We start from the raw sequence: 12378 nt of genomic DNA, 5'->3' as shown, positions 1-12378 counted from the left end.
TTCTGCGGTAATCTGTTACAAATTTGTCTTAAATATTTACTTAAAAAGTACGGCGCGTAAAAGAATAATCTAATTTAGATCTCTAATATACAGGGTTATGGAGCGCAATATTCCGGTTTTTGGTAGTAGGTTAAGAAATAACATTGTAACGGTGCCAGAAGTAATTTCGCAATGCTCGGGCATTCGTGTTTTCGGACAATCAATAAAGTCATTTCTGTTCAGTACAGATGTGGCGATTATTAGAAATACGAATGCCAATGCGATTATAGCGGTGTACCCATTTACACCGCAACCGGTAATTTCTAATGCATTGATTTTAGCTGCGGATAAGCCTATTTTTTGCGGAGTAGGTGGTGGATTAACAACCGGTTTACGATCATTAGAATTGGCAATACATGCAGAATTTCAAGGTGCTTTAGGGGTAGTTTTAAACAAACCTACCCCTAATAGCCTTATTACAATGCTAAAAGAAAAGATAGATATTCCTGTTACGGTTACGGTAGTATCTGATAAAGAAGATTTTAAAGGAAGGTTAGCCGCAGGAGTTGATATTTTTAATGTTTCAGGAGCAGGTAAAACCGCCGAAATAATTAAGAGAATACGAGATTTAGATGCTAATGTAGCCATTATTGCCACTGGTGGTAAAACCGAAGAAACAATAGTTCAAGCTATTGATGCTGGGGCAAATGCTATATCGTATACTCCGCCAAGTACGGGCGAATTATTCAAAGAAATTATGGACAGGTATAGAACAGAAGAATAGTGTTTAGTTGGATATTACCACACTACCGCCACTAAAACTTGCGCGGTATTCAAGCATGTCATAATAGCGATTTTCATCATCGGGTCTATTTAATAATTGACCAGTAAACAAGCTATACTCGTAATCATCACATGAACAAGTGGCAACTTGTCCACTAAAAGACATGGTTGAGCAGTCGTTTGGAGCATGATTTGGGCAACTACCTTCAAAAGCTCTAAATTGATCAAAGCCAGAGTTGATTACAAATACACCTCTAGTACCAGCAAGATCACTATTAATATAAACAGCACTGCCTGTATTTGTAAGAGGACTGTAAGAAGGAAGATTTAAATTAGCTTCAAAACGAAAACCTATTTCTTGTAAATACGGATTTCTGTTTGTGCCGTCATTGCTACAAGCAGTAATAATCAATAGAATTACGATGCTTAATCTCTTCATCATGCTTTAATTTAGTTTTAAAAAACTTCAGCAAATGTGCGTAAAAATTATGTATATTTGTGTTAAATCCTCGCTTAAAAAGCCGAATTAACAGGCAATTGCAGAGGATTTGTCTATTTATAAAACGAGGAAGTTATGAGTAACATATCATACTATACAGTCGAAGGGTTAAAAAAACTCAAGGCAGAACTAAATCATTTACGAGATATTGAGCGTCCAAAGGCGTCTCAAGCTATTGGAGAAGCAAGAGACAAAGGTGATTTGTCAGAAAATGCTGAGTACGATGCTGCAAAAGAAGCACAAGGTCTTTTAGAAATGAAAATTTCAAAAATGGAGAATACTGTTGCCAATGCACGTTTAATTGACGAGTCTCAATTAGATACTTCAAAGGTTTTAGTACTATCTACAGTGAAATTGAAAAATCAAAATAATGGCATGGAAATGTCTTATAAGTTAGTAGCTGAAAGTGAAGCTGATACAAAAACAGGGAAAATTTCTGTAAATTCACCAATTGGTAAAGGGTTGCTAGGTAAAAAGGTAGGTGACACGGCAGAGATTGCAGTGCCAAGCGGGGCTATTAAATTTGAAATTCTTGAAATTACAAGATCTTAAATTTTTAATATAACTATATTTAATCCTATCCTTAATAAAGGGTAGGATTTTTTATTACCACTAAATACGAATTACTATGCCAACAATATTTACTAAGATTATAAATGGTGAAATTCCATGTTTTAAAGTAGCCGAAGATGAAAATTTCTTAGCTTTTTTAGATATCAACCCAAATGCAAAAGGGCATACATTGTGTATACCTAAAAAAGAGGTCAATAAAATTTTAGATTTAGATGAAGAAACCTATTTAGGGTTAATGTCTTTTTCTAGAAAAGTAGGTAAGGCATTAGAGGAAACTGTTGATTGTAAGCGCGTAGGTATGTCGGTTATTGGTTTAGAAGTGCCACATGTGCATGTTCATTTAATACCTTTAAATGAAATGAAAGACGCTACTTTTCAACACAAGGTAAAATTAAGTAATGAAGAGTTTGTTGAACTAGCAGGGGCAATCGGTTCTAAAATTGAAAAGCTCCAGAAATAAATAAGTATACTGCACCAGCTACCAACGCAATAAGAACCAAAATAAGGCTATAAAAAAGCAATGTTGGTTTAGATGATTTTTTAGCAGGTATAGCTGTTTTTTGATAGTAGTTGAACATGCGTTCGATATCATCTGTCCAGGTTACTGGGTAAATTGTAGAATGACAGGTATTACAAACTAATTTATTACTTAATTCACCTGTAATTTTATGAAAGAAGCTACCGTAGGTATGTTTTTGATAGAAAGTAAGATTTAAATCTTGATTAAAACATTCAGGACAGTTATTACTTAGATTTGCTTCCTTAATAACTTCTAATTTTTCCTTAGCCATAATTAGTGAGACACTTTTAAAGAAATTTGCATTATAGTTCCTTCTTTTCCAGATGATAACACCTTAATTTTTCCGTCGTGGTATTCTTCCACAATTCTCTTAACCAAAGAAAGTCCTAAGCCCCAACCTCTCTTTTTTGAGGTAAAGCCAGGTGTAAAGATACTATTATAGTTGCTTTTAGAAATACCATGCCCGGTATCGGCTATTAAAATGTTCACAAATTTGTTGTCTTGAACAATTTCTATGGCAATGCTACCCTTGCCTCTCATAGCATCTATTCCGTTTTTAACCAAGTTTTCTATCGTCCAGTTGTATAATGAACTGTTCATCATAACTGGTAGGTGGTCTACTTTGGTGCTGAAAGAAAAGTGAATAAGTTTAGAGCTTCTTCTCTTTAAGTAATCGAAGGCATCTCGGGTTTCTTTTACAATATCGCTTTCTTCAAGTTTGGGTAAAGAGCCAATTTTAGAAAAACGCTCGGTTATGGTTTGTAATCGATCAATATCTTTCTCTATTTCTTTGGTTATACTAGGGTTAATATCTTCAGATTTCAAAAGTTCGTTCCACCCTAAAAGAGAAGAAAGCGGTGTGCCTATTTGGTGTGCGGTTTCTTTGGCCATACCTGCCCATAGTTTATTCTGCTCTGAAGCTTTATTGGTTTTAAAAAGAAAATAGATCACCGCTGCAAACAGGAATATAATAAGGAGCAATGCAATGGGGTAAAATTTTAATTTGGTCAGAACATCAGAGTTACCGTAATAAAGAGTCGCTAAATGTTCTCCTTGCTGGTCAATGGATATAGGAGTGTTTTCGTTTGTAAATTTTCTGAGTTGACTTTGAATGTAAACGGAGTCTTTTGACTTGTTTGGTGGAAAGTTGTTTACCCTAATAGATTTATCTTTATTGATAAGGATCATTGGGGTAGAGGTATTGTTTTGAAAAACTTTTAAATGAAGGCTACCTAGATCTACGGTTTCTGAAGATTGTAAAAATTCAGATTGAGCCGTGGCCCATATTTCCATTTTAAGGCGTTCTTCTTCCTTAAATTGTTTGAAAAAGCTATTGGTATTCCATAAGATTAGACTCACAACTACGAAAGAGCCTATCAATAGAAAAATGTTGGAAATTTTGTTTTTAGGAATAAAGTTCATCCAATAGTTATCTAATACTAAAGATAACCCTAATTGTGAATAATTGTTGTGCTGTAATCGTTGCACCATGTTTTATTACCGCATCATTTTATGTATTTTTGAACTTTATTGTAAAAAGAGTTCAAGATGGAAATAGAAGGTAAAGTAAAATTGGTAGGAGAAACTCAAACTTTTGGGTCTAATGGGTTTAGAAAAAGAGAATTAGTTGTTACTACAGATGAGCAATATCCACAACACATCATGGTAGAATTTGTTCAAGATAAGTGTGATTTATTGAATAGCTATGCTGTAGGGCAAGATGTAAAAGTGAGTATTAACCTTAGAGGAAGAGAGTGGACAAACCCTCAAGGTCAAGTAAAGTACTTTAACTCTATACAAGGATGGCGTATAGAAGGAGCATCTGCTGGAGCACCAGCCGGTGGTGCACCTCCAGTAGCACCAATGGAGGCTTTTGAGCCTGCAGATAATTTGAATGAAGAGGATCACGATGATCTTCCTTTCTAAGAATTGTAATGAAAATTTTATAAGGCGTTATGTCTTTATAATAAGAAACTTGTTTAGCTTAAATAGTTAAACAAGTTTTTTTGTTTTATGACCTTTTTTTACTTTGAGTAAAAATTAAAAAGCCACAAATAGTCATGTACTTTTTGACCGATGAACTTAATTTTCCGCCTGTAGATAGCGCCAATGTAGAAGGCTTGTTGGCAGTTGGCGGTGACCTCTCACCAGAACGACTGCTTTTGGCGTACCAAAGCGGAATTTTCCCTTGGTTCGATAATGATTCTATTATTTTATGGTGGAGTCCGGATCCTAGAATGATCCTGTATCCTGATCACATCAAAATATCAAAAAGTATGAAAAAAGTTATTCGTGACAATCAGTTTCGATTAACTAAAAACACCTGTTTTAAAGAAGTTGTAGAGTATTGTTCATCTGTGCCGCGTGAAGATCAAGATGGTACATGGATCACCAATGAAATGAAAAATGCATACATAGCATTACATGAAAGAGGCATTGCAAAATCTTACGAAGTTTGGGAGGGCGATACTTTGGTGGGTGGCTTGTACGGTGTTGATTTAGGTCATGTTTTTTGCGGAGAAAGTATGTTTAGTTTAACGTCTAATGCATCAAAATTTGCTTTTATTAAACTGGCTCAAGAGCTACAAGAAAAGGAATATAGCATAATAGATTGTCAGTTGCATACCAATCATTTGGAAAGTATGGGCGCGCAAGAAATTTCTAGACAAGATTTCATCAAGTTTTTAAAGTAAGATGCCAGGCTATTCAAGAAAACTACTGAACAAAGGTTTTGCTTTGTAGTTTAATGTAACTATTCGTTCTCAATACGGCGTGGTATTATTTTTTGATGGAGTGTAATAAGTACTTAAAAAGAAGATTAGGATTAAAATGAGCTAGACTCTAATATAGAACGTGATCATAATTAGGAGGAAGAGAAGTTTTACTTTTTTTGAAATTTCCGTCGGCGTCAAATAGAATCTCATAGTCTATATAACCTTTATCGGTTTTGCCTACTACAACTATTTGATAGTTGTTAGATGGTAAAATTAAATTTTGAAAGGCATTTTTGAAAGTATCTTTAACAGCTTCATTATTTGAAGGATATTGCTGTTTTAGTTTCTTAATTTTATATTTCGTGAAATTAATGTTCAAATATTCTTCAATCTTCGCATAGGTATCATTTGGTACATCGGTACTTTTTATAAGAATCTCTATAGCTTCTAAAGTGCCATCTTCATCAAATTTAATTCCATACCAAAGCTTGTCTTTTTTAAGTTTGGCTTCATAGTTAATTTTAGTGCTATCGGTTTCTTTGTAGAATTTTATTCGCTTAAAATCTGTTACACTTTCATCAATGCTAGAAATCGCAATAGCCGGAAATTGAGATTTGAGAATACGATGTTCTCTTTCATATTTGTATTGAGAATGACCCAGCTGAAAACAAAATAGACAAGCAACGAGTATAATTTTTATAAGATTATTTTTCATGTTAGTTGTAATTAATGCTATACTTGATTATACCTAAAACAATCTAATTGGTGATCATTTACCATACCTGTGGCCTGCATGAAAGCATAAATAATTGTGCTACCTACAAATTTGAATCCGCGTTTTTTTAAGTCTTTACTGATAGTGTCAGAAATAGGGGTATTTGCTGGAGCCTCTTTATAATTTACTATTTCATTTGTAATAGGTTCGTTATTTACAAAATTCCAAATATAGCTACTGAAACTACCAAACTCTTTTTGAATTTCTAGGTACGCAATAGCATTGGTCACTGTAGCGCGAACTTTTAATTTGTTTCTAATAATACCCTCATCTTGTAGCAAAGACAAAATTTTGGTTTCAGGGTATTTCGCAATTTTCTTGTAATCAAAATGATCAAATGCAACTCTGAAGTTCTCTCTTCTTTTAAGAATGGTAATCCAACTTAAACCAGCTTGAAAGGTTTCTAGTACTAAAAATTCAAATAAAAGTTCATCATCTTTAACAGGAACGCCCCATTCTTGATCATGATAAGTTTCATAAAGCGTATCGCCCTTGCACCAGCCACATCTGTTAGGTTCCATAGTAAGATTATTTGCAGGCAAAAGTATTGAAATTGAAGATGATATCGATGCCATTGCTCATAAATGTAATGTGCTTTGTATGATGTATTAGTTAACTGTTATTCAATTTTTTCAAATCATATTGATTGTTTAACTATCTATATAAAATGTTAAACTATTAGAATGTGATAGTAATACTATTATATTTGCAATCAAATTATTAAAGAGGTTTATGGATAGGCTGTTACAAGGTGTGCAAATTAGAATTAATGAGAAGCTTTATTTAAAAGATCCAGAATCTTCTGGTCTCGGCAAAAAGATCATTGAATTTAGTATCCAAATGATTAATGAAATTGGTTTTGAGAGTTTTACTTTTAAAAAGCTAGGTGCACAAATAGGGTCTAATGAAAGTTCTATATATCGCTATTTTGAAAATAAGCATAAGCTATTGTTATATCTTACATCTTGGTATTGGGGTTGGATGGAGTATCAACTTGTATTTGCAACAAACAGTATTAAAAGTTCAAAAGAGAAGCTGCTTAAATCCATTTTAATTATAACAAGAGAGGTAAAAGAAGATTCTTCGTTTTCGCATATCAATGAAGTGTTGTTGAATAAGATTGTCATTAACGAATATTCAAAATCGTACACCACAAAAGAGGTTGATACCGAAAATAAAGAAGGTTTTTATTCCATATATAAAAGACTTGTAGGGAGATTGGCTGAGATGATTTCTGAGGTAGATTCTGAATACGAGTACCCTACCAGTTTAGCGAGTACCATTCTTGAAAACGGATTACATCAGCATTTTTTAAAAGAACATTTTCCGTCCCTTACAGATTGTAGCGATACAGTAACACCAACACAATACTTAACCCACCTAGTATTTAATACACTAAACAAAAACTTAGATGAATAAAAATATACTAACTGCTTGGCAACGCTTTCTTGGTCTATTAAAGCTTGATAAGAAAGATGTGTTTCAGGTATTTTATTATGCCATTTTCGCTGGTGTTGTAAACCTTTCCTTACCATTAGGTATACAGGCGATTATCAATTTAATGCAAGGTGCGCAAATAAGCTCATCATGGGTGGTGCTTGTAATATTGGTAACTTTAGGTGTTGCATTTGTGGGTATACTTCAACTGATGCAGATAAGAATTATAGAAAATGTTCAGCAAAAGATATTTACTAGGGCATCGTTTGAATTTGCTTACCGTTTTCCTAAAATTAAGATGAGCGAACTTCATAATTACTATCCGCCAGAATTAGCGAATAGGTTTTTTGATACCTTGACCATTCAGAAATCTTTATCAAAGGTTTTATTAGATTTTCCTGCTGCGTTATTACAGATAGTTTTCGGCTTATTGCTATTATCTTTTTATCATCCATTCTTCATTGTGTATGGTATGCTGTTACTACTATTAATCTATGTGGTTTTTAAGTTTACGGCACAACGAGGTTTAGATACCAGTTTAGATGAATCTAAGAGTAAATATAAAGTAGCGCACTGGCTTCAAGAGATTGCTCGTTCAATTGTTAGTTTCAAATTATCAGGTAAAACTTCTCACGCATTAGATAAGAATGACACCTTAGTGGTTGAATATTTGAATGCGAGAGAAAGTCATTTTAAAGTCATCGTACTTCAATTTATACAGATGATTGGTTTTAAGGTATTGGTTACTGGTGGTCTTTTGCTTATTGGTGGTTTGTTGGTATTGAATCAAGAAATGAATATTGGGCAATTTGTAGCAGCTGAAATTATTATTCTTTTGGTGATTAGTTCAGTAGAAAAATTAATTGTTGGGCTAGAGACATTTTATGATTTATTGACATCATTAGAGAAAATGGGTCAGGTAGTAGATAAAGAACTAGAAACACAAGAGGGTGAAAAACCCTTCTTAGAAAATCAAGCATTTACAGTAGAGCTAAGCGATATTTCGTATAGCGTGCCAGATCCAAAAAGAGAGATAATTTCTAATTTAAGTTTAACTATTTCACCTACATGCACCATTTTGTTGAGGGGTAGTAGTGGCTCTGGTAAAAATACCTTGTTACGTATTATTGCAGGAATTATTGAACCAGATACTGGGGGAGTATATGTAAACGGAGTCTCTTTAAAAGGGATGAATTTAAATTACTATCGCTCACATCTTGGTCAGTCATTACCAGAAGAATCACCTTTTGAAGGGACTATTTTGCACAACATCACTTTCGGTGATAAAGATACCACCAATGAACAAGTATATTGGGCGTTAGATAAAGTCGGACTTACAGAATTTGTAAAGAAGCAACCAGAAGGTTTAAATACCATTTTATATCCCGAAGGAAAACAGATTCCGCATACCGTATCTAAAAAGATTGTGCTCGCAAGAAGTATTGTTCGTAAACCCAAATTACTTATACTAAAAGATCCATTAGATCAATTTAATAGTGAAGAGGCAGATCGAATTTTAAACTTTTTAAGTGATTCATCTAACGGGTGGGCATTACTTGTAGTAAGTGAAAATGATAAGTGGATCAAAAAATGTTCACGAATCATAACCATGGATAAAGGACAGATTATTAACGAAATCGCAGGAAAAGATGCTTAATATATCTCATAAAAAACTAAACGAAAAGGTTTCTATAGAGCGTTTTAAATCCGTTCAAAAAGTGAATCACCAAAGGCATTACAAGCATTTTAACCGCTTTCTGTTCGCTTTTGCAGTGGTAGGTGTGGTTGTATTGTTTCTACCATGGACGCAAACAATTAATGCTAGAGGATTTTTAACTACACTAACACCTGGTCAAAGACCACAAACTATTCAATCTCAAATACCGGGTAGAATAGAAGAGTGGTATGTAAAAGAAGGTGATTATGTAAAAAAAGGCGATACTATCCTTTTTATATCTGAAGTAAAATCAGAATATTTTGATCCAGATTTAGTAGAAAGAACAGGGCAACAATTAAAATCTAAAAGTTCTTCTGTAACATCATATGGTGATAAGGTGAAGTCTTTAGATAATCAAGTTGCCGCACTTATTAATGAAAGAAGATTAAAGTTAGAGCAAGCTAAAAACAAGTTGCTACAATCAAAATTGAAAGCACAAAGTGATAGTATAGATTTTGAAGCGGCTAAAACCAATATTAAAATAGCAGAGCGCCAATATGAGCGTACAGCCATGTTACAAAGTGAAGGCTTAAAGGCGGTAACCGATGTTGAAGAAAAAAGGTTGAAGCTTCAAGAGACGCAGGCAAAGTTACTTTCTCAAGAGAATAAGCTGTTGGCGGCAAAAAATGAAATCATCAATGCAGAGGTAGAGATCAATAGTGTTCAAGCTTCATATACCGATAAGATTTCAAAGGCGCAGAGCGATAAGTTTACGGCAATGTCTAATCAGTTTGATTCTGAGGCGCAGGTAAGTAAACTAGAAAATGATTATACAAATTACCAAATGCGAAGCGCGCTACGTTACATTCGGGCGCCTCAAAACGGTTATATCAACAAAGTACTTACCGCAGGTATTGGTGAGACATTTAAAGAAGGTACTCCGTTAGTAGGTATTATGCCTGCCGACTATGATATGGCAGTAGAAACTTTTGTGGACCCTATAGATTTACCACTGATCCATTTAGGGGAAACAGTTAGGATTCAGTTCGATGGTTGGCCTGCAATTGTATTTAGCGGTTGGCCAAATGCATCTTACGGTACATATGCTGGTAAGGTAGTGGCTATTGAGACCTTTATAAACCCGAATGGGAAGTATAGAATATTATTGTCGCCAGATAAAGAAGATCAAGCATGGCCAGAAGCTTTACGTGTAGGTTCTGGTGCAAATACAATTGCATTGTTAGAAGATGTGCCTATTTGGTATGAACTATGGCGTCAGCTAAACGGATTCCCGGCCAATTATTACCAGCCACAAGGGGCTCAAGATAAACCTGTAAAAAAATAACGATGAAGAGAATTGTTGTCTTTTTATATCTAATGGCTGGGTTCTTTGCGAATGCTCAGACTGCAGATTCTGTACAGCTAAATTTTAGAGAGTATTTGGGTTATGTAAAAAAGTATCATCCTATTGCTAAGCAAGCAGAGATGGTCATGAGCGTAGGTCAGGCAAATCTAATGAAAGCACGTGGTGGTTTTGATCCTAAGATATCTCTAGATTATGCTACAAAAGAGTTTAAGGGAGCCGAGTATTACGACTTATTGAATTCAACCTTCAAAGTACCTACATGGTATGGTATAGAGTTGAAGGGGGAGTTTGAGCAGTATTCTGGTGAATACCTGAACGCCGAAAGAAATGTACCCGATGATGGTTTGTATAGTGCCGGAGTCGCCCTTTCTCTTGGTCGTGGTTCTTGGATAAATGAGCGTATGGCTACTGTAAAAAAAGCAAAGTTCTTTAGGGAGCAGTCAAAGGCTGATAGAGATTTATTGGTAAATCAGATTTTGTTCGATGCCTCTTTGGCGTATTTCAATTGGTTACAAGCGTATAGAAATAGTTTGTTGTTCAATGATTTTTTATTGAATGCTAAAGTCCGGTTGAAAGGCGTTAACCGTAGTGCACAAGCAGGTGAAATTGCTGCTATTGATACGGTAGAAGCGAAGATTTCAGTACAGAATAGAGCTTTAGAGCGTGAGCAGGCTAATGTAGCTTTACGTAATGCAAGGTTAGAACTTTCTAATTACCTGTGGATGGGTGAAAACATACCTATGGAATTGCAGCAAGATGTTGTACCGGATACATCCTTAGATACTGAGATAGATCAGGCTTTAGAAATTTTAGGAAAACCACTAGATAGTTTTGTGTTAGAGAATCACCCAAAGTTAAAATCATTGGGTTATAAAATTGATGGTCTGGTTGTAGATAAGAGACTAAAAACAAATAAGCTATTGCCTAGAATAGATGTGGAGTATAAGTTTATTACAGATGAGCCTGAATACTTAAACTCATTTGAAACACAGAATTATAAAGCAGGATTAAATTTTGAACTTCCGCTATTTCTTAGAAAAGAGCGTGGAGATCTGAAATTGGCGAAATTAAAACTAAAAGACGCACGGTTCGAGCTTGATAATGCTGAGGTTCAGATACAGAATAAAATAACCGCTATTTATAATGAGTTAGCTTCTTTTGAGAATCAGAATATTCTAATAGATGATATTGTGGCTAGTTATGAAGCGTTGCTAGCTGCCGAAGAACGAAAATTCAGTTTTGGCGAAAGTTCGCTTTTCTTGATTAATTCAAGAGAAACCAAATTGATAGATGCAGTGTTAAAACAAAATCAGGTAGAAAACAAATACTTTACGGCAAAGGCTAAGTTATTCAACAGTTTAGCGGTGAACCCTGAGAATTTGTAAGCATTGTACTTTTATTACTACTAATGCGTTCGATTAAAGTATATAAATAGCATTCGCATGGAGTTAGTAATAGAAGATTTAATTAAAAAAGGACTAGAGTCAAGTTATAGTTATTCAGAATACAGAGCATTAGTTTCAGATTTAGCTGAAAAAGGTGAAGCTACTGGTCCTGAACAATCAGAGGCGTTAACTCAGTATACTCAATTAAATAATAGCCGTATGCGCCGATGGGATAAAACCTTGAAGTTTAGCGACGAGGCTGTAGCTAAGATAAAAGCTGTAAATCATAAAATTTCGTGGTTGGTATTATCAGAAAGCTGGTGTGGCGATGCTTCGCCTGCATTACCGGTAATGAACAAGATCACAGAAATTAATCCTAATATATCGTTGTCTATTATTCTTCGCGATGAGAATTTAGATATCATGAATCAGTTTTTGACCAACGGTGGCATGTCTATTCCAAAGTTAATAATAACAGATATAGCCGAAGCTAAGGTAGTAGCAACTTGGGGACCTAGGTCAATGAAGGCAACACAGTTGGTAGAAGATTATAAAGCCGAACATGGGAAGTTAACACCTGAGTTTAAACAAGATTTACAGGTATTTTATAATAAGGATAAAGGGCAAAGTATTTTAGAAGACTTGTTGAAGCTACTCGATAATCGAGATTAAAAATTTCGAGGCTTTACT

General features: G+C 34.6%; 15 protein-coding genes. 10 read left to right on the top strand and 5 right to left on the bottom strand.

Going from position 1 to position 12378, the window contains the following annotated elements:
• The first annotated feature begins 97 nt into the window (after nt 1-97).
• The gene (locus BUC31_RS02115) at nt 98-763 is read left to right on the top strand and encodes a beta/alpha barrel domain-containing protein (RefSeq protein ID WP_073240809.1); all 666 of its coding nucleotides are present in this window, start codon (nt 98-100) and stop codon (nt 761-763) included.
• A gap of 3 nt (nt 764-766) precedes the next feature.
• Here the strand turns inward: BUC31_RS02115 and BUC31_RS02110 are convergent, their stop codons facing one another.
• Nucleotides 767-1204, bottom strand: coding sequence for a Rieske (2Fe-2S) protein (locus BUC31_RS02110; RefSeq protein ID WP_317614925.1), 438 nt, complete (start codon nt 1202-1204; stop codon nt 767-769).
• A 132-nt stretch (nt 1205-1336) separates the two neighbouring features.
• On the opposite strand from BUC31_RS02110, the gene greA reads away from it, so the two are divergent.
• Entirely contained in the window at nt 1337-1813 is a 477-nt protein-coding gene (gene greA / locus BUC31_RS02105; RefSeq protein ID WP_073240807.1) for a transcription elongation factor GreA, read from the top strand.
• 76 nt (nt 1814-1889) lie between these two features.
• Entirely contained in the window at nt 1890-2294 is a 405-nt protein-coding gene (locus BUC31_RS02100) for an HIT family protein (RefSeq protein ID WP_073240805.1), read from the top strand.
• On the opposite strand, the gene BUC31_RS02095 is transcribed toward BUC31_RS02100, so the two are convergent.
• Both BUC31_RS02095 and BUC31_RS02090 read right to left on the bottom strand, forming a co-directional pair.
• Entirely contained in the window at nt 2269-2625 is a 357-nt protein-coding gene (locus BUC31_RS02095; RefSeq protein ID WP_073240803.1) for a hypothetical protein, read from the bottom strand. The genes BUC31_RS02100 and BUC31_RS02095 overlap by 26 nt on opposite strands.
• A gap of 2 nt (nt 2626-2627) precedes the next feature.
• Entirely contained in the window at nt 2628-3776 is a 1149-nt protein-coding gene (locus BUC31_RS02090) for a sensor histidine kinase (RefSeq protein ID WP_073240801.1), read from the bottom strand.
• Nucleotides 3777-3902: 126 nt separating this feature from the next.
• Here BUC31_RS02090 and BUC31_RS02085 point away from each other — a divergent pair, with 126 nt between their 5' ends.
• Nucleotides 3903-4280 (top strand): DUF3127 domain-containing protein, encoded by a 378-nt coding sequence (locus BUC31_RS02085; protein WP_073240799.1) that lies wholly within the window; start codon nt 3903-3905, stop codon nt 4278-4280.
• 134 nt (nt 4281-4414) lie between these two features.
• Nucleotides 4415-5047, top strand: coding sequence for a leucyl/phenylalanyl-tRNA--protein transferase (aat, locus tag BUC31_RS02080; protein WP_073240798.1), 633 nt, complete (start codon nt 4415-4417; stop codon nt 5045-5047).
• Between the two features lie 148 nt (nt 5048-5195).
• Here the strand turns inward: aat and BUC31_RS02075 are convergent, their stop codons facing one another.
• Nucleotides 5196-5783, bottom strand: coding sequence for a hypothetical protein (locus BUC31_RS02075; RefSeq protein ID WP_073240796.1), 588 nt, complete (start codon nt 5781-5783; stop codon nt 5196-5198).
• A gap of 17 nt (nt 5784-5800) precedes the next feature.
• Nucleotides 5801-6364, bottom strand: a complete 564-nt coding sequence (locus tag BUC31_RS02070; protein WP_073240794.1) for a DNA-3-methyladenine glycosylase I — start codon at nt 6362-6364, stop codon at nt 5801-5803.
• A 211-nt stretch (nt 6365-6575) separates the two neighbouring features.
• On the opposite strand from BUC31_RS02070, the gene BUC31_RS02065 reads away from it, so the two are divergent.
• The 5 genes from BUC31_RS02065 to BUC31_RS02045 are packed head-to-tail and all read left to right on the top strand — an operon-like array spanning nt 6576 to nt 12360.
• Complete coding sequence (locus tag BUC31_RS02065) at nt 6576-7262, top strand: TetR/AcrR family transcriptional regulator (RefSeq protein ID WP_073240792.1); 687 nt, start codon at nt 6576-6578, stop codon at nt 7260-7262.
• Nucleotides 7255-8937, top strand: coding sequence for a peptidase domain-containing ABC transporter (locus tag BUC31_RS02060; RefSeq protein ID WP_073240790.1), 1683 nt, complete (start codon nt 7255-7257; stop codon nt 8935-8937). Before BUC31_RS02065 ends, BUC31_RS02060 begins: the two co-directional genes overlap by 8 nt.
• Nucleotides 8930-10282: an HlyD family secretion protein gene (locus BUC31_RS02055; protein WP_073240788.1), complete on the top strand. Its 1353-nt coding sequence runs from the start codon at nt 8930-8932 to the stop codon at nt 10280-10282. Before BUC31_RS02060 ends, BUC31_RS02055 begins: the two co-directional genes overlap by 8 nt.
• 2 nt (nt 10283-10284) lie before the next feature.
• On the top strand, nt 10285-11688 hold the full coding sequence (locus tag BUC31_RS02050; RefSeq protein ID WP_073240786.1) for a TolC family protein: 1404 nt from the start codon (nt 10285-10287) through the stop codon (nt 11686-11688).
• 57 nt (nt 11689-11745) lie between these two features.
• Nucleotides 11746-12360 carry a thioredoxin family protein gene (locus BUC31_RS02045; protein WP_073240784.1) on the top strand — a complete coding sequence of 205 codons (615 nt, stop codon included), beginning with the start codon at nt 11746-11748 and terminating at the stop codon, nt 12358-12360.
• Nucleotides 12361-12378: the final 18 nt, after the last annotated feature.

The organism is Maribacter aquivivus (assembly GCF_900142175.1).
GTDB lineage: Bacteria > Bacteroidota > Bacteroidia > Flavobacteriales > Flavobacteriaceae > Maribacter > Maribacter aquivivus.
This window is presented reverse-complemented; position numbering and strand designations above follow the sequence as displayed.